We start from the raw sequence: 17,789 nt of genomic DNA, 5'->3' as shown, positions 1-17,789 counted from the left end.
CATGGCGCGTTTCTTCATCGACCGCCCGGTCTTCGCCTGGGTGGTCGCGATCGGCATCATGCTGGCCGGGCTGCTGGCGCTGCGCATCCTGCCGGTGGCGCAGTATCCCGCCATCGCCCCGCCCGCCATCTCCATCCAGGTCTCCTACCCCGGTGCCTCGGCGGAGACGGTGCAGAGCACGGTCGTGCAGGTGATCGAGCAGCAGCTCTCCGGCATCGACAACCTGCTCTACTTCTCCTCCAACGCCGCCAAGGATGGCAGCGCCACCATCCAGCTGACCTTCGCGCAGGGCACCAACCCCGACGTCGCGCAGGTGCAGGTGCAGAACAAGGTGCAGCTGGCGACGCCGCGCCTGCCGCTGACGGTGCAGCAGCAGGGCATCCGCGTCACCAAGTCGGGCAACAACTACCTGCTGGTCGTGGGCTTCGTGTCCAGCGACGGGCGGATGGCGAATACCGACATCTCCGACTTCCTCGTCACCAGCGTGCAGGACCCGATCAGCCGCACACCCGGCGTCGGCGACTATCAGGTCTTCGGCGCGCAATACGCCATGCGCATCTGGCTCGACCCCGCACGCCTGCTGAACTACGGCATGACGCCGGGCGATGTCGCGAACGCCATACGCGCGCAGAACGTGCAGGTCTCCTCCGGCGAGATGGGGGCGATGCCGCAGGTCCAGGGCCAGCAGCTCAACGCCACCATCATCGGGCCGTCCTATCTCCAGACGCCGCAGGAATTCGCCTCCATCCTGCTGCGCGTGCGGCCGGACGGGTCCCAGGTGCGGCTGCGGGATGTGGCGCGCGTGGAGATCGGGGCGGAGAACTACGCCTTCACGACCCGCTTCAACGGCCAGCCCTCGGCCGGCATCGGCATCCGGCTGGCGAGCGGCGCCAATGCGCTGGACACGGCGGCCAATGTGCGGGCGACGATCGAGCGGCTGCGGCCCAACTTCCCGCAGGGGCTGGAGGTGGTCTATCCGCTGGACACCACGCCCTTCGTGCGCCTGTCCATCACCAGCGTCATGCATACGCTGGTGGAAGCGGTGGTCCTCGTCTTCCTCGTGATGTTCCTGTTCCTGCAGAACTGGCGCGCCACGCTGATCCCGACGCTGGCGATCCCGGTCGTGCTGCTCGGCACCTTCGCCATGCTGGCCGCCGCCGGCTTCTCCATCAACTCGCTCACCATGTTCGGCCTGGTGCTGGCCATCGGCCTGCTGGTGGACGACGCCATCGTCGTCGTCGAGAACGTGGAACGGCTGATGGCGGAGGAACACCTCTCCCCCATCGAGGCCACGCGCAAATCGATGGACCAGATCACCGGCGCGCTGGTCGGCATCGGGCTCGTGCTCTCGGCCGTCTTCCTGCCCATGGCCTTCTTCGGCGGGTCGGTCGGCGTGATCTACCGGCAGTTCTCCATCACCATCGCGACGGCGATGGGCCTGTCCGTGATGGTCGCGATCTTCTTCACCCCCGTGCTCTGCGCCACGCTGCTGAAGCCGCACAAGCCGGGCCAGGGGACGACGGGCTTCTTCGGCTGGTTCAACCGCGGCTTCTTCCGCACCTCCCGCGTCTATGAGAAGGGCGTGCGGGGCAGCATGAAGCGGCCCTGGCGGATGATGGTGGTCTATGCCGCGCTGCTCGGCGCGCTGGGCTATTCCTTCCTGCGCCTGCCCGGCGGCTTCCTGCCGAATGAGGACCAGGGCACCGCCTTCGTGCAGGTGATCGCGCCGCCCGGCGCCACCACGGAACGCACGCAGCGGACGCTGGATGAGATCACCCGCTACCTGCGGGAGGAGGAGAGCGGCGTCGTCGCCTCCATCTTCACCATCAACGGCTTCAGCTTCGGCGGCCGCGGGCAGAATTCGGGCCTCGGCTTCATCAGCCTGCGCCCCTGGGCTGAGCGGCCGGGCGACGAGAACAAGGTGCAGGCGCTGACGGCGCGGCTGAACCGGCGCTTCGCGGGCTGGCAGGACGCCATCGTCATCTCCTTCTCGCCGCCCGCCATCACGGAACTCGGCAACGCCACGGGCTTCACCTTCCAGCTGCTGGACCGCGCGGGGCTTGGCCATGCGGCGCTGATGGAGGCGCGCAACCAGCTGCTGGGGCTCGCGGCGCAAAGCCCGATCCTGGCCGGCGTGCGGCCGAACGGGCTGAATGACGAGGCGCAGTTTCGCCTGCTGGTGGATTGGGAGCGTGCCAGTGCGCTGGGCTTGTCCATCAGCGACGTGAACACGACGCTCTCCACCGCCTGGGGTGCGACCTACGTCAACGACTTCATGGATCGCGGCCGCATCAAGCGCGTCTACATGCAGGGCGACGCCGATGCCCGCATGCTGCCGAGCGACCTCGACCGCTGGTTCGTGCGCAACGCGCAAGGGCAGATGGTGCCCTTCTCCGCCTTCGGGCGCACGGAATGGGTCTATGGGTCGCCGCGCCTCGAACGCTTCAACGGCATCGCGTCACGGGAGATCCAGGGCGGCCCGGCGCCGGGCTACACCACCGGCCAGGCCATGGCGGAGATGGAGCGGCTGGCGGCGCAGCTGCCGCCGGGCATCGGCTATGACTGGTCGGGGCTGAGCTTCGAGGAACGGCGGTCTTCCGGCCAGGCGCCGGCGCTCTATGCCATCTCGCTGCTCGTGGTCTTCCTGTGCCTGGCGGCGCTGTATGAGAGCTGGTCGATCCCGACGGCGGTGATGCTGGTGGTGCCGCTCGGCATCCTCGGCGCCGTGGTGGCCAGCATCCTGCGGGGCATGTCGAACGACATCTACTTCCAGGTGGGGCTGCTGACGACCATCGGGCTCACGGCCAAGAACGCCATCCTGATCGTCGAATTCGCGAAGGAGGGCTTCGACCGCGGGCGCAGCGTGCTGGAATCGACGGCGATCGCGGCGCGGCAGCGGCTGCGGCCCATCATCATGACGTCGCTCGCCTTCACCCTCGGCGTCGTGCCGCTGGCCATCGCGACCGGCGCGGGATCGGGCGGGCAGAACGCCATCGGCACGGGCGTGATCGGCGGCGTGGTGACGGGCACGGTGCTCGCCATCCTCTTCGTGCCGGTCTTCTTCATGCTGGTGCTGCGGCTGTTCCGGACGAAGCCCGCGCATGCGAAGGCGGGCGCGGCCCCCATGGCGGCGGTGCCCGCGCCGGGCGAGTGAGCGCCATGCTCGACCAGGTGGCGGAGCCCCCCCGCCGGCCGGGGCGGGAGCCCATGCCGGCCGCCGAACGGTCCCGCCTGCTGATCGAGGCGGCGGAGCAGGTCTTCCTGCGGGACGGCTACGCGGATGCGAACCTCGATGAGGTCGCGCGGCTCGCGGGCATGTCGAAGCGCACGCTCTACCAGCACTTCGCCTCCAAGGCGGCGCTGTTCGAGGCCTGCATCGCCGCGGCGCTGGCGCCGGTGCATGTGGACCATGCGGCGGAGGAGCATGACCTGGCCGAGTCGCTGGTCGCCATCCTGCGGGCGACCGGGGCACACCTGCTCTCGGCCCGGCAGGTCGCGATCTTCCGGCTGGTGATCGCGGAGGGGGCGCGGACGCCCGAACTGGCGGAGGCCTTCCACCGGGTGATCGTCAGCAAGGGTGCCTCCACCCTGCAGCGGCGGATCGAGCGGGAGATGCGGCGCGGCCGGCTGCGGCTGCCGGATGCGGAGGCGGCGGCCAAGATGCTGTTCGGCATGGCCTTGGGCTCCGCCCACATCAAGCTGCTTCTCGGCCTGAAGGCCGCGCCGGAGCCGCAGGAGGTGGAGCGGCTGTCGCGGCTGGCGGTGGATGTCTTCCTCGCCGGCGCAAGGCTTCCGGCGACTGTCTGAGAAAATAAAGAATCTTTGTCAGGGGGCTCGACCGCAGGCTCGCCGGCGCGCAACGATCCGTTAGCGATTGTCAGGAATCGTCGGGACAGACGGTTCCAACGGTTGAAGGCGCAAGGCGATCATGGATGGACTGGCCGGGGTGCCCGCGATCGAGGCCTGCGAGGATGCCGGTGCCGATCTGGCCGCCTTCATCGAGAGTCTCGGCCGGGGCGGCGGGGAGCAGGCGGGGGCGCGCAGCGTGCTCGATGCGCTGGGGGTCGCGCTCTACACCACGGACGTCACGGGAACGCTGACCTACTACAACGAGGCCGCGGCCACGCTCTGGGGCTGGCGGCCGCCGACCGGGCACCAGCGCTGGTGCGGGTCCTGGCGCATCCTGGCGCCGGACGGGTCGGTGCTGCCGCATGACCAGTGCCCGATGGCGACCTGCCTGAAGGAAGGCCGCGCGGTGCGGGGCGCCTGGGCTTATGCCGAACGGCCGGATGGCGTGCGGATCCCCTTCGCGCCCTTTCCCTCGCCGCTGCGGGATCCGGAGGGGCGACTCGTCGGCGCGGTGAACGTGCTGGTGGACATCAGCGGGCTGAAGGCGGTGGAGAACCGCCTGGCGCGGTCCGAGGCGCGGTTCCAGACGGCGCAGGAGATCTCGCCGGAGGGCTTCGTGGTGCTGGAGCCGATCCGCGACCCCGCCGGCACGGTGGTGGATTTCCGCATCGACTACGCGAATGGCGCGGCGATGCGGCTGCTGGGCCTGCGGCCGCGGCGCGGGCGGGACCAGGGCTCGCGCCTCAGCCTGGTGCTGCCGCTGCATTTCAGCGGGCCGGGCGGCGTGCTGGCGGAATTCACCGCGGTGCTGGACAGCGGGACGGTCAGCATCCGCGAACGCGGCGCCGGCGATGGCCAGGGCGCGCGCAGCTTCCGCAGCCGCGCCGTGCGGCTGGACCACAGCGTGGCCGTGTCCTTCGAGGATGTGACGGCGCGGCGACGGGTGGAGGCGCGGGCCCGCTTCCTGGCGGAGCATGACGAGCTGACCGGGCTGCTGAACGGCGCCGGGCTGCGCCGGCGGCTGGAGCAGATGCAGGACCGGGACGGCGGCACCGCCATCCTGCTGGTGAGCCTGGAGGGCCACCGCACGCCGCTCGGCCGCGCGGCGGCGGAGGAGGCGATCCGCGTCGCGGGCACGCGCATCACGCGCCGCCTGCCGCCCGGGGCCGTCGCGGCCCGGATCGGGGCGGATGACTTCGCCATCCTCGCGGCGGGCTGCCCCTCCATGACGGTGCACGACCTGTCGGCCGCGCTGCTGCGCGACCTGGCGGTGCCGGTGGCGACGCCGGAGGCGACGGTGATCCTGGCGACCCGCGTCGGCGTCGCGGTGTCGGAGGGTGGCACCGATGCGGATGCGCTGATGCGGGATGCGGAGCTCGCCCTGGCGACGGCGCGGCAGGGCGGCGGCGACCGGCTGGCCATCTTCGCGCCGGCGGCGCTGCGCGGCTCGCAATCCATCCGACAGGCCGAGGCGGATCTGCGGCAGGCGCTGGCGGAGCGGCAGATCGAGGTGCACTACCAGCCCATCATCGCCACCGCGACCCGCCGCGTGGCGGGGTTCGAGGCGCTGGCGCGCTGGAAGCACCCGAGCCGCGGCTTCGTCTCCCCGGGCGAATTCGTGCCCCTGGCGGAGGAGACGGGCCTGATCACCCAGCTCGGCGACCAGGTGCTGCGCCAGGCCTGCCGGGATGCGGCCAGCTGGCCGGGCGACCTCCGCGTGACGGTCAACATCTCCCCCACCCAGCTGCGGGAGGAGACGCTGCCGCGGCTGGTGGCGGATGCGCTGGTGGCCAGCCGCCTGGATCCGACGCGGCTGGAGCTGGAGCTGAGCGAGGTGACCTTCCTCGGCGACGAGAGTGCCGCGGCGCATGCGCTGGCGACGCTGCGCGCGCAGGGCGTGGCGCTGGCGCTGGATGATTTCGGTTCGGGCTTCTGTTCGCTGGCGCAGCTGCGCAGCTTCCCCGTCGGGCGCGTCAAGATCGACCGCAACCTGGTGGTCGGCATCGATGCGCATCGGGAGGGGGCGGCGATCATCCGCGCCATCATGCGGCTCGCCGCCGATCTCGGCCTGGCGACGACGGCGGAAGGCGTGAACACCCAGGGCGAGTTCGACCGCCTGGCGGCGGAAGGCTGCGGGGAGGCGCAGGGCTTCCTGTTCAGCCCCGCGCAGCCCGCCTCCGCCATCCCCGGGCTGCTGGCGCGCTTCGGATAGGGCGCCTCAGCCGATCGTCTCCATCCGCACCGGGAAGGCGCCCGCGAGGTCGTCGCATTCGGCGACGTGGTAGATGGAGTAGCGATAGGCCGTGCCGGCCGGCAGTTCGGGCGGCGTGAAGGGGAAGGCGATGTTGCCCCCGGTGGAGAGCCGGCCGGGGAAGCCGAAATGCAGCAGGTTCTGCTTGGCGACGCCGATGATCGCCTTGGCGGTATCGGCATCCGCGGCAATGCATTCCAGCAGAAAGAACAGCTCCGCCGGCACGGGCAGACCCTCCCGCGCGCCGGGGAAGAGGTTGGTCTCCCCGGCGCCATAGGCGCGGAAGCGGAGGTCGTAGTCGCCCGCACCCGGCAGGATGTCGGCCACGATCTTCCGGACGCCGGCGGCGATGCTGTCGCGCTTCTCGATCACGCGGGGATCGGTGGTACTGGCGAGCAGCACGGCGCGTTCGCCGACGAAGCTGGCACCCTCCACCTTGATGCTGTGCCGGGCGGCTGGCGTCCAGGTGGCGCCGGAGACGCGGACGCGACGATCATCGATCGCCTCATAGACAGCATTCGTCGTGTCCATCATCCCCTCGGGCTCATGCACCCGCAGCGGGTCCGCCTGTTCGTAGAGGCTGTGGGCCGCGACGGAGACGGGGGTCGCGGCCCGCGCCGGGTTCATGCTCTCCAGCTCGAAGCTCTCGCCGGTCAGCGTGCCGAGCATGGCGTCCCGCCCGCCGGGCACGCAGCAGAGCGAGGTGCATTCGATGATCTTCGCCATGTGGGTGGCGGGGCCGGGCGCGTAGCCCAGCATCAGCGGCACGGCGGCGAAGACGGCGGTATCGCAGGCGCGGCCGGCCAGCACGATGTCGGGCTCCAGCGCGAGGGCGCGGAGGAAGGCCTCCGTCCCCATCTGGCCGACGATATGGGCGGCGCCGTCGATGGTCGCTGGCGTCAGCGCGCCGATGGCGCCGATGGGCTGGACGCGCCCGGCCTCCGCCATGGCGCGCAGCCAGGCGCGGTCCATGTCGGCGCCGATGATGGCGATGCGGAGCCTGAGCCCATCCTCCTGCGCGATGGCGCGGATCATCGCCAGCGTCTGCTCGACATGCGGCGCCGCGCCGGCGGTGCCCGCGCTGCCGATCAGCAGCGGCACGCCCGCCTGGCGCGCGCCCTGGATCACCAGGCGCAGGTCGCGCTTCGTGATCGCGGGGCTCGTCGCCAGCCTGCCGCCGCCGAGATAGGCGGGGCCGACATCGATGGAGCCCATGTCGCAGCCAAGCACATGCGGCTCCCGCGCGAGGCCCGCCTTCAGCGCGGCTTCGGGGATGCCGTTGCCGAGCTGGCCGGAGGCCGCCAGCACGCGCAGCGCCTGGCCGGGCCGTGGCCCCTTGTCCATCAACCGCCCGACGACACTCACAGCACCACCCCCAGCAAGGGCGCGTGCTGCTGCGCGCCATAGACATCGGAATCGCCCGGCGACCCCGCCACCACCGGGCGGTCCAGCACCACCTTGATGGCATGCGCCGCGGCGTAGGGGATGACCTCCACCGTGGTGGCGGAGACGCCGTAGAGACGGGCCATCGACTCCCGCGTCATCGCCGGGGAGGCCAGCGCCTCCCGGAACGTCGCATCATCGGCGAAGAGGATGTCGAGCGTGCAGTGCAGCGGGCCCGCATTCTTGCTGCGGATCACCCGCGCGATGTCGATCAGTCTCCGCCCGCTCATGCCAACGGCCGCCTGCGGCGACTCGTTGGCATGATGTCCATTCCCTCACGCGCCGGGCGCGGCCTCCGGCCGCTAGGCTCGCCGCACTCGCGGCGGGCCGCATTCGCGGCCTCGGCCGGCTTCGCCGGCCGCGGGTCACTCCTCGAAGCCATCGGTGTCATCCTGCCGCGTTCCCCCGCATTCTTCCGGGCGGATGCTCCGCCCCGCGCTGCGACGGGTCAACCCGCGCTTGACGTCACGCTTCGGCGTCCGGAGTGTTTCCGCCAGGCGCCGTCAAGGCGCCGCGGAGGATACGGCCATGACGCTCACGCGACGCCTCATGCTGGGCGCGCCCATCGCGCTGGCGACGCCCGCGCTGGCGCAGCCCGCGCTGCCGCGGCAATCCATCCGGCTGCTGGTGCCCTTCGCGCCGGGCAGCGGCAGCGACACCATCGCGCGCATCGTCGCCAACGGCATGAAGGACGTGCTGGACCGCACCATCGTGGTGGAGAACCGGCCGGGCGGCGGCGGCACGACGGGCACGGAGCAGGGTGCGCGGGCGGCGCCGGATGGCACGACGATCGTGATGGGGACCAGCTCCTCCCTCGGCATCAATGCGGCGCAGAACCCGCATGCGGGCTACCGCGTGGATCGCGATTTCGCCGCCGTCGCGGGCTGCGCGCGGTCCTACTACCTGATCGCCACGCATACCGGGGCCGATGCGCCGCGCAGCCTGGGGGAGCTGGTCGCGCGGCTGCGGGCGGGCGGCGGCAATTTCGCCATGGGCGGCGTCGGCACCATCGGGCACCTGACCTCCGAGCTGTTCCTGATGCGGGCGGGCGTGCGGGCGGAGGGTGTCTCCTACCGCGGTAGCGCGCCCGCGCTGACCGACCTGGCGGCGGGGCGGGAGATGTTCAGCTGCGACACGCTGGCGGCCATGGCGCCCTTCCTGTCCGGCGGCAGGCTGCGCGCCCTGGCGGTGACGGCGCCCACCCGCCTGGCGGCGCTGCCCGAGGTGCCGACCACGGCGGAGGCGGGCGTGGCGGACCTGGTCGTCGATGCCTGGTTCGGCATGGTGGTGCCGGCCGCCACCCCCGCCCCCATCGTCGCGACCCTGGGGGACGCCGTGATGGCGACGCTGGCGCAGGCGGAGACGCGGGCGCGGCTGGATGCGCTGATGGTGGAGCCCATGCCCTTACGCGGGCCGGAATTCGCGACCCTGATGCGCGAAAGCACGGGCTTCTGGGTGGATTTCGTGCGGCGCGCGGGGCTGCGCATCGAGTTCTGACCCGCGGCGGATCGCTTCGCCGCCGCGCCCGCGCATGCCACAAGGACGGCATGCGCCACTTCCCCGCCTTCCTCGACCTTCGCGGCCGCACGGTCCTGCTGCTCGGCAGCGGGGAGGTCGCGGCGCGCAAGGCGGAGCCCCTGCGGCGCGCGGGGGCGGTGATCCGGCAGGCGGATGTCTTCGCCGCCGACTTGCTGGACGGAATCGTGCTGGCGGTGGGCGCGGATGCGGCGGAAGAGGAGTTGCGCGCGCTGTCGGCAGCGGCGCAGGCGCGCGGCATTCCGGTGAATGTCGTGGACAAGCCGGCGCTCTGTTCCTTTATCACGCCGGCCATCATCGACCGCGCGCCCGTCACCGTCGCGGTCAGCACGGGCGGCGCGGCGCCCGTCCTGGCCCGCATGATCCGGCAGCGGATCGAGGCGCTGCTGCCACCCGGCATCGGCACGCTGGCGGCGCTGGCGGAGCGCTTCCAGGCGGCGATCCGCGCGCGGCTGCCGGAGCTGGCGGCACGGCGCCGATTCCTCGATGCCGCGCTGGCGGGCGCGCCGGCGGAGCTGGCGCTGGCGGGACGGGTGGCGGAGGCGGAGGCCGCCTTCGCGCAGGCGCTGGAGGCCGCGGAGGCCACGCCGCCGGGCATCGTCCACCTCGTCGGCGCCGGCCCGGGCGCAGCGGATCTGCTGACGCTGCGCGCGCTGCGGCTGATGGGGGAGGCCGATGTCATCCTGCATGATGCGGGCGTCTCCCCGGCGGTGCTGGAGATGGCGCGGCGGGATGCGGAGCGCATCGCCATCGGCGATGCGGCGCCGCCATCGGACATCACGGCCCTGCTGCGCCACCTGGCGCAGGCGGGCCGGCGCGTGGTGCTGCTGACAGGCGGTGATCCGGCCCGGGGCGCAGCGCCCCTCCAGGCGGCGGGCATCGCGCATGAGGTGGTGCCGGGGGTGGCCTCGGCGGGGATTTGAACCGGCATCGGCGGAACGTGACCCGCCCGGTTCTGTTCGGGCCGGGGGCATGCCACCATGCCCGCAAGCACGATCGGAGAACCGTCCCGCATGCCCATCCGCCAGGTGCCGACCACGCCCTTCGCCGACCAGCGACCGGGCACCTCCGGCCTGCGCAAGAAGGTCCCGGTCTTCCAGCAGCCGAACTACGTCGAGAATTTCGTGCAGTCGATCCTCGATGTCGTGGGCGACAGGCTGCGCGGCGCCACGCTGGTGATCGGCGGCGACGGCCGCTTCCTGAACCGCCAGGTGGCGGAGACGGCGATCCGCATGGCGGCCGCCGCCGGGGCGGGGCGCGTGCTGGTAGGCCGGGGCGGGCTGCTCTCCACCCCCGCGGCCTCGGCGCTGATCCGCGCCAGCGGGGCGATCGGCGGCATCGTGCTCTCCGCCAGCCACAATCCCGGCGGGCCGGACGGCGATTTCGGCATCAAATTCAACACCGCCAATGGCGGCCCGGCGCCGGAGGAGGTGACGGAGGCGATCCATCGCCGCGCCTCCAGCCTGACGGCATACCGCATCGCAAGGGAACCGGCGCCGGACATCGACGCGATCGGGGAGACGCGGCTGCTGGAGACGGTGGTGGCCGTCATCGATCCCGTCGAAGGCCACGCAGCGCTGATGGAGACGCTGGTCGATTTCCCCGCCATCGCCGGCATGTTCGCGCGCGGCTTCCGCATGCGCTTCGATGCGATGAGCGCGGTTACCGGCCCCTATGCCAAGGCGATCATCGAGGGACGGCTGGGCGCGCCCGCCGGCACCGTGGTGAACGCGACCCCCCTGCCCGATTTCGGCGGCCATCATCCGGACCCGAACCCGGTCCATGCGGCCGAGCTGATGGCGGAGATGACGGGCGCGAACCCGCCCGATTTCGGCGCCGCCAGCGATGGCGATGGCGACCGCAACATGATCGTGGCGCCGGGCGTCTTCGTGACGCCCTCGGACAGCCTGGCGATCCTGGCGGCGCATGCGCATCGCGCGCCGGGCTATGCGGGCGGGCTCGCCGGCGTCGCGCGGTCCATGCCGACCAGCCGGGCAGTGGACCGGGTGGCGAAGCGCCTCGGCATTCCCTGCTACGAGACGCCGACGGGGTGGAAGTTCTTCGCCAACCTGCTGGATTCCGGCCGCATCACGCTGTGCGGGGAGGAAAGCGCGGGCACGGGGTCCAACCATGTGCGGGAGAAGGATGGCCTCTGGGCCGTGCTGGTCTGGCTGAACATCATCGCCGCGACCGGCAAGCGCGCCGATGCCATCCTGCGCGACCATTGGGCGGAGTATGGCCGGGACTACTACAGCCGGCATGATTACGAGGAAGTGGACAGCGACGCGGCCAAGGCGCTGATGGCGGCGCTGCGCGGCAGGCTGGCGTCGCTGCCCGGCCAGACCTTCGCCGGGCTGACGATCGCGGAGGCCGATGACTTCGCCTATCACGACCCGGTCGATGGCAGCGTGACGCCGGCGCAGGGCGTGCGCGTGCTGTTCCGGGAGGATGCGCGTGCGGTGTTCCGCCTGTCCGGCACGGGCACCGTGGGCGCCACCCTGCGGGTCTACCTGGAGCGCTTCGAGCCCGATCCGGCGCGCCATGACCTGCCGGTGCAGGATGTGCTGGCGCCGGTCATCGCCGCGGCGCGGGAGATCGCGGCGATCGAGGTCCATACCGGCCGGCCGGAGCCCAGCATCATCACGTGACGATTCCCGCGTAACCGGTGACCCCGCCGCCGCGAAGGCCGTTTCGGTGCGGGGGTCGCGGGTGATGAGCGTGGGCATGGCGGTGTGGGTGGTGGGGCTGGCGCAACTCTACGCGGCGGTCGGGCTGATCGTGGGACTCGCCTTCCTGCTGCGGGGCATCGACCGCGTCGATCCGGCCGCGCGCGGCGCGCACGCCTTCCGGCCGCTGATCCTGCCGGGGCTGGTGCTGCTCTGGCCCGTGGTGGCGTGGCGCTGGGCGAGGCTCGCGCGCTGATGCGCCTGCCCCATCGCCGCGCGCATCGCGCCGCCTGGATCGCGCTGGCCGTGCTGCTGCCGCTGCTGCTGGAGCTGGGCTTCGCGCTGCGGCCGGCGCCGGTGGTGGCGCCCGCGCGCATCGCCTCGCCATGAGCGCGCGCTACGTGCCGGTCGGCTGGACGCCGGCCAAGCGCGCCTATGACGCGGCGCTGCTGGTCGGCACGCTCGGCTACCTCGCGGGGTTCCTGATCCTGGCGCCGATGCTGGGCGGCGAGGCGGCGGCGATGGATGCGGCGAGCCTGGCCATCAAGGCCTATGGCAGTTGCGCGCTGCTGCTGCTGTCCCTCGCGCTGGCCATCGGGCCACTGGCGCGGATCGACCCGCGCTTCCTGCCGCTGCTCTACAACCGGCGGCATCTGGGCGTCGTGACCTTCCTGGTCGCGGCGTCGCACGCCATGGCGGTGATGGGGTGGCACTTCGCCTTCAGCCCGACCGATGCCTGGGTGGCGCTGCTGTCCTCCGAGGGTGGCGCCCTGCCCTTCGTGCCGCTCGGCGTGCTGGCGCTGCTGGTGCTGGCGGTGCTGGCGGCGACGAGCCATGATTTCTGGCTCTCCTTCCTGACGCCCGCGGCCTGGAAGGCGCTGCACATGGCGATCTACCCCGCCTATGCGCTGGCGATCGGGCATGTGGCGCTGGGCGCGCTGCGGGATGAGGGCAGCCCGGCGCTGGCGGCCGTGGTGGTGGCGGCCGCCATCGCCGTGGCAGGGCTGCACCTGCTGGCGGCGCTGAAGCCGCTGCCCGCGGCGGCGCCCGGCGTGGAATGGGTGCGCGCGGGGCGGGCAGAGGCGGTGCCGGAGGGGCGCGCCATCATCGTCCGGCCGCCTGCCGGCGAGCCCGTCGCGATCTTCCGGCATGAGGGGCGGCTTTCCGCCGTGACGAACCTCTGCGCGCACCAGAACGGGCCGCTGGGCGAAGGGCGGATCGTGGATGGCTGCATCACCTGTCCCTGGCACGGCTTCCAGTATCGGCCGGAGGATGGCTGCGCGCCGCCGCCCTATACGGAGAGGCTCGCTACCTACAACCTCCGCCTGGATGGGCCGTGGCTGCTGCTGGACCCGCGGCCCAATGCGCCGGGCACGCGGGTGGAGCCGCTGGCGGTGCCGGGCGTGGCGCACGCGACGGGAGGAGACTTCTTCATCGGCTGGGCGCGCGGGCTGCCGGCGGGACTGCGGCCGGTGGTGGTGCCGGTGGCGGTACTGATGCTGTTGGGCTTTCCGCTGCTGGGCTTCGGGCTGGGCGCGCTGGCGGGAGATCCGGCGGGCGGCGACCGCTTCGCGGCCAGCACCTTGCCGGAACTGCCCGCGACGGGCCGCTACGAGGGCCTGGTGATCGCCGCGCCCTACCCGCTGCTGCAGTTGCAGGACCGCACGCTGCTGCTGGCGCGGGATGGGAAGCTGGGCGCCCATCCCGAGGCCCGCGCGCTGCATGGCCGCCTGGTGCGCGCGGAGGGCTACATCCTGCGGCGCGGCAGCATCGAGATGCTGGTGCTGGCGGAGCCGCCCGTGCCGATCGAGGGCAGCGCCACGCTGCCGCGCGCGGAGCCGCTCGGCCGCTGGCGCATCCAGGGCGAGATCTGCGACGGGAAATGCGCGGCGGGCGGCATGCGGCCCGGCACGGGCATCGGCCACCGCGCCTGCGCGACGCTCTGCCTGGATGGCGACTTGCCGGCGGTCTTCGTGCCGACGCGGCCGGTGGCGGGGCACACGGTGATGGTGCTGGGCGATGTCCAGGGGCGCCCTGCCCTGCCCGCGATGCGCGACCTGGTCGGGCTGCGCGTGACGCTGGAGGGCGAGGTGGAGCGCATCGGCAGCGTCGCCATCTTCCGGGCGATGCGGCCATGATCCGCACCGGGCTGATGCTGGCCGCCGCGGCGCTGGGCTGGGAAGCCGTTGGCCGCGCTATCGCATGGCTGGAACCCGGCGGGGCGGAATTGCTGCTGCAGGCGCTGGCCGTCATCCTGCTGACCGGTTTCCTGGGCCGCCTGGCCGACACATCGCAGGAGGATACTTCATCCCATGGCTGACATCACGCTCGTCACCGGCGCCGCCGGCAATCTCGGCCGCGCCGTCGCCGCGGCGCTGGCGGCGCGCGGTTCCACCGTGGTGGCGCTGGACCGCGTGGCGGCGCCGCTGGAGGCGATGGTGGCGGGGCTGCCGGGCGATGGGCACCTGCCGCTGGCAGGCGTCGATCTCGGCGATGCCGCATCCTGCGAGCAGGCGGTGGCCTCGGTGATCGCGCGCTTCGGGCGGCTGGATGGCGTGGTGCACACGGTCGGCGGCTTCGACATGGCGCCGATCGCGGATGGCGGGCCCGCGCTGTTCGAGCACATGTTCCGCCTGAACCTGATGACGACGGTCAATCTGTTCCGCGCCGCCATCGCGGCCATGCGGGCGCAGGGTAGCGGCAGCCTTGTCGCGATCGGCGCCATGGCGGCGCTGAAGGCGCCGGCGCAGCTCGCCGCCTATTCCGCCAGCAAGTCGGGCGTGCTGCGGCTGGTGGAGGCCTATGCGGAGGAGCTGAAGCCTGCGGGGCTCCGCGTGAACGCCATCCTGCCCGGCACCATCGACACGCCGCAGAACCGCGCGGCCATGCCGGGCGCCGATACCTCGGGCTGGGTGCAGCCGGCGCAGCTGGCGGAGGCGGCGGCGTTCCTGCTGAGCCCGGCCGCATCCGGCATCACCGGCGTGCTGCTGCCGGTGACGGCGAAGGGCTGATTTATTCCGGCGTCACCGACATCGCGTAGGTCTCCTCGTCGTTGCGCGCGACGACGCGGAGGCCGCGCCGTGCCGCCCAGATGTTCACCTGGTGGTGCAGCGGGATGATGGCGTAGTCGCGCATGGCGATGCGCGTCGCCTCCCGGTAGGCGACCTCTCGCGCTGCCGGGTCGAGCGTGGTGAGCGCGCGGTCCAGCACGGCGTCGAAGGCCGCGTTCGAGTACATTGAGCGGTTGGAGGTGCCGCGGCCGCGGGCGCGATCGGGTGTGGCGATCAGCGCGACCATCGGGCTGTCGGGCTCGCCCGTGCCGGTGCCCCAGCCGCTGAGGCCGATGGAGAATTCCTCCCGCGCCGAGCGGCTGAAATAGACGTTGGAGGGCAGCGCGTTCAGCTCGGTCCGCACGCCGATGCGCGACCACATCTGCGCCACCGCCTGGATGATGCGGTCGTCATTGACATAGCGGTCATTGGGCCCCGCGAGCACGACACGGAAGCCGCCGGCGAAGCCCGCTTCCGCCAGCAGGCGCTGCGCGCGGGCGGGGTCGAAGGGATCGGGCTTCGTCTCCGGATCGTGGCCCATCATGCCCGCGGCGAGGAACTGGCCGGAGGGCGTGGCGAAGCCGCCCATCACCTGGCGCACGATGGCGTCGCGGTTGATGGCGAGCGAGAGGGCTTCGCGCACGCGCTGGTCGCGCAGCGGGCTGCGTGGCAGGCGTTCACCATTCACGCCGGTGACACCGGGCGTGTCGTCCCGCCGGTGGTCGAGATAGAGGTAGATGTTGCGCAGCGCCGGGCGGCTGGCGATGGAGATGGCCGGGTTGGCGCGCAGCCCCTCCACATCCCGCGTCGAGACCGCGTCGATGACATCGACATCGCCGGCGCGCAGTGCCGCGATGCGCGACGCATCATTGGCGATGACGCGGTAGTTCACCCGCGCCCAGGGTTGCGTGCCGCCCCACCAGGCGGGGTTGCGCTGCATCACCGCCTCGCTGCCCGGGGAATAGCTGACGAGGCGGAAAGGGCCGGTGCCGATGGCGGCGCGGCCGCTGTTGAACTCCGCGGTCTCCACCTGCAGGCCGAGGCTACGGTTGATGATGGTGATGCCGCTCATGAGGTTCGGGATCAGCGGGTTGGGCGCGGCGGTGTGCAGGCGGATGGTGTGGGGGTCCATCACCTCGATCCGTTGGACCGCGCGCGTGTAGATGGTGAAGCTGCCGGGGCTGTTGCGGACCTCCGGCACGCGGGCGAAGGAGAAGACGACGTCATCGGCCGTGAAGGGCGATCCGTCATGCCAGGTGACGCCCTGCCGCAGCTTGAACTCCCAGACCGTGTCGCCGATCGCTTCCCAGGAGGTGGCGAGGCCGGGCTTCAGGCGGAAATCCTCGTCGGTGGCGACGAGGCGGTCGAAGACGTGCTTGGTCAGCGCGTTGTTCGGCGTGAGGGTGTGGTAGTGCGGGTCCATGGAGGTGAAGGCACCGCCGACGCCGATGGACAGCGTCTGCGCCATCGCCGCAGGCGATACGGCGAGCAGCGCGGCGAGCAGGGTCTTGCGCATCGGGACACCCCATGAACATGCTTCGCGCCGATCCTATGGATCGCGATGCGGCCCCGCAATCGCGGTCATCACCGCGAGGGAGCGACCCGCCGGATGGACCTGCTCATCACCGATGCAGTCATCGTCACGCAGGATGCAGCGCGCACAATCCTTGACCGCAGCGCCATCGCCATCCGCGGCGACCGCATCGCTGCCGTCGGTCCGACCGCCGCGATGCAGGAAGCGCATCGCGACCTTCCGCGGATGAGCGCACGCGGCAAGGCCGTGCTGCCGGGCTTCATCAACGCGCATACCCACACCATCCTGACCGTGCTGCGCGCGACGGTGGAGGATTGGGCGGGCAACGCCGTCTATGGCTACATGTCGCCGGTCTCCTACACAATGACGCCGCATGAACGCGCGGTGATGGGCATGCTCGGCATCGTGGAGGGCATAAGGTCCGGCTGCACCACCTTCGTCGATCCCTTCCGCCATGTGCCGGACTACGCGGACGCCATGGCGGGGCTGCGCGTGCGGCTCGTGCTCAGCGAGAACTGCGCGGACGTGAACACGCTGAAGATCCGCCATGGCGACTGGTCGCCCGACCCGGCCTTCGGGGAGGTCTTTCTCGAACGCACCAAGGCCGGCATCGAGCGGTTCCACAACACGCATGATGGCCGCCTGCAGATCCAGATCGCGGCGCATGCGACGGACAATTGCACGCCGGAATACCTGGAGAAGCTGACGGAGCTGGCGCGCCAGCACGGCATGCCGCGCACCATCCACCTGGCGCAGTCGGTAGAGGAAATCCGCGCGGTGCGGGACCGCTATGGCTGCACGCCGGCAGAGTATCTCGCGCGGCATGGATGGGCGGAGCCCGATGTCGTCGCGGCGCATTGGACCTATTGCACGGAAAGCGATGTCGCGCTGCTCGGCGAACGCGGCATGCAGATGGTGCATTGCCCCGCCAACGGGTCCCGCCGCGGGCCGCATCCCGTGCTGGCCAAGAAGATCCGCGCCGCCGGCGTCAACATCTGCTTCGGGACCGACAACATGACGGAGGACATGTTCCACGCCATGAAGATCGGCCTGATCGTGCATCGCGGCGCGGAGGGCATCCAGGGCGTCGATCCACAGCCCGAGGCGATCTTCGATGCGGTGAACGTCAATGGCGCGCGCAGCATCGGGCGCAGCCATGACCTCGGCAGCATCGAGGCAGGGAAGAAGGCGGACCTCACCTTCCTCAACCTGAACAGCCCCGCGCTGCGGCCGGTGACGAACCTCATCGGCAACATCGTGCATTACGGCCATCCCGGCACGGTGGAGAGCGTGATGGTGGATGGCGAATTCGTGCTGCGCGACGGCAAGGTGCTGGTCACGGACGAACAGGCGCTGATCGAGGAGGCGCAGGCCGTCACGCAGGCCGTCTGGGCGCGGATGCTGGCCGCGAACCCGGACCTGCCGCCGCCGCGCGCGCTGCGCTGGCTGGACATCTGACC

General features: G+C 71.6%; 15 protein-coding genes. 12 read left to right on the top strand and 3 right to left on the bottom strand.

The window, feature by feature from the left end; translation table 11 throughout:
- Window position 1 precedes the first annotated feature (1 nt).
- The 3 genes from G3576_RS10070 (at window position 2) to G3576_RS10060 (ending at window position 6,061) form a co-directional block, all read left to right on the top strand.
- On the top strand, window positions 2-3,154 hold the full coding sequence (locus G3576_RS10070; protein WP_164694254.1) for an efflux RND transporter permease subunit: 3,153 nt from the start codon (window positions 2-4) through the stop codon (window positions 3,152-3,154).
- 5 nt (window positions 3,155-3,159) lie between these two features.
- Entirely contained in the window at window positions 3,160-3,807 is a 648-nt protein-coding gene (locus G3576_RS10065; protein ID WP_164694253.1) for a TetR/AcrR family transcriptional regulator, read from the top strand.
- 121 nt (window positions 3,808-3,928) lie between these two features.
- Window positions 3,929-6,061, top strand: a complete 2,133-nt coding sequence (locus G3576_RS10060; protein WP_164694252.1) for a putative bifunctional diguanylate cyclase/phosphodiesterase — start codon at window positions 3,929-3,931, stop codon at window positions 6,059-6,061.
- A 6-nt stretch (window positions 6,062-6,067) separates the two neighbouring features.
- Here G3576_RS10060 and G3576_RS10055 read toward each other — a convergent pair whose 3' ends face one another.
- Both G3576_RS10055 and G3576_RS10050 read right to left on the bottom strand, forming a co-directional pair.
- A complete protein-coding gene (locus G3576_RS10055; RefSeq protein WP_164694251.1) occupies window positions 6,068-7,444 on the bottom strand; it encodes an acyclic terpene utilization AtuA family protein in 1,377 nt (458 codons plus the stop codon).
- Window positions 7,445-7,461: 17 nt separating this feature from the next.
- A complete protein-coding gene (locus G3576_RS10050; protein WP_164694250.1) occupies window positions 7,462-7,773 on the bottom strand; it encodes a DUF4387 domain-containing protein in 312 nt (103 codons plus the stop codon).
- A 298-nt stretch (window positions 7,774-8,071) separates the two neighbouring features.
- On the opposite strand from G3576_RS10050, the gene G3576_RS10045 reads away from it, so the two are divergent.
- The 8 genes from G3576_RS10045 to G3576_RS10015 all read left to right on the top strand — a co-directional run bounded on the left by G3576_RS10045 (window position 8,072) and on the right by G3576_RS10015 (window position 14,756).
- The gene (locus G3576_RS10045; RefSeq protein WP_164694249.1) at window positions 8,072-9,040 is read left to right on the top strand and encodes a Bug family tripartite tricarboxylate transporter substrate binding protein; all 969 of its coding nucleotides are present in this window, start codon (window positions 8,072-8,074) and stop codon (window positions 9,038-9,040) included.
- Between the two features lie 50 nt (window positions 9,041-9,090).
- Window positions 9,091-10,002 carry an SAM-dependent methyltransferase gene (locus G3576_RS10040; protein WP_164694248.1) on the top strand — a complete coding sequence of 304 codons (912 nt, stop codon included), beginning with the start codon at window positions 9,091-9,093 and terminating at the stop codon, window positions 10,000-10,002.
- Window positions 10,003-10,092: 90 nt separating this feature from the next.
- Entirely contained in the window at window positions 10,093-11,727 is a 1,635-nt protein-coding gene (locus G3576_RS10035; RefSeq protein WP_164694247.1) for an alpha-D-glucose phosphate-specific phosphoglucomutase, read from the top strand.
- A gap of 64 nt (window positions 11,728-11,791) precedes the next feature.
- Entirely contained in the window at window positions 11,792-12,001 is a 210-nt protein-coding gene (locus G3576_RS10030) for a hypothetical protein (protein WP_207622747.1), read from the top strand.
- Complete coding sequence (locus G3576_RS32260; RefSeq protein ID WP_268888515.1) at window positions 12,001-12,135, top strand: hypothetical protein; 135 nt, start codon at window positions 12,001-12,003, stop codon at window positions 12,133-12,135. The genes G3576_RS10030 and G3576_RS32260 overlap by 1 nt, the downstream gene beginning before the upstream one ends.
- Window positions 12,132-13,883, top strand: a complete 1,752-nt coding sequence (locus G3576_RS31245) for a Rieske (2Fe-2S) protein (protein ID WP_207622746.1) — start codon at window positions 12,132-12,134, stop codon at window positions 13,881-13,883. Before G3576_RS32260 ends, G3576_RS31245 begins: the two co-directional genes overlap by 4 nt.
- Window positions 13,880-14,065 (top strand): hypothetical protein, encoded by a 186-nt coding sequence (locus G3576_RS10020; protein WP_164694246.1) that lies wholly within the window; start codon window positions 13,880-13,882, stop codon window positions 14,063-14,065. Before G3576_RS31245 ends, G3576_RS10020 begins: the two co-directional genes overlap by 4 nt.
- Window positions 14,058-14,756, top strand: coding sequence for an SDR family NAD(P)-dependent oxidoreductase (locus G3576_RS10015; protein ID WP_164694245.1), 699 nt, complete (start codon window positions 14,058-14,060; stop codon window positions 14,754-14,756). The genes G3576_RS10020 and G3576_RS10015 overlap by 8 nt, the downstream gene beginning before the upstream one ends.
- A gap of 1 nt (window position 14,757) precedes the next feature.
- On the opposite strand, the gene G3576_RS10010 is transcribed toward G3576_RS10015, so the two are convergent.
- Window positions 14,758-16,311, bottom strand: coding sequence for an ABC transporter substrate-binding protein (locus G3576_RS10010; protein WP_164694244.1), 1,554 nt, complete (start codon window positions 16,309-16,311; stop codon window positions 14,758-14,760).
- A gap of 93 nt (window positions 16,312-16,404) precedes the next feature.
- Here G3576_RS10010 and G3576_RS10005 point away from each other — a divergent pair, with 93 nt between their 5' ends.
- Window positions 16,405-17,787, top strand: a complete 1,383-nt coding sequence (locus tag G3576_RS10005) for an amidohydrolase family protein (protein ID WP_164694243.1) — start codon at window positions 16,405-16,407, stop codon at window positions 17,785-17,787.
- Window positions 17,788-17,789: the final 2 nt, after the last annotated feature.

The organism is Falsiroseomonas algicola (assembly GCF_011040385.1).
In the GTDB taxonomy this organism is placed as follows: Bacteria; Pseudomonadota; Alphaproteobacteria; order Acetobacterales; family Acetobacteraceae; genus Falsiroseomonas; species Falsiroseomonas algicola.
The sequence above is the reverse complement of the archived record's forward strand: the minus strand, read 5'-3'. Positions and strand labels throughout refer to the sequence as shown.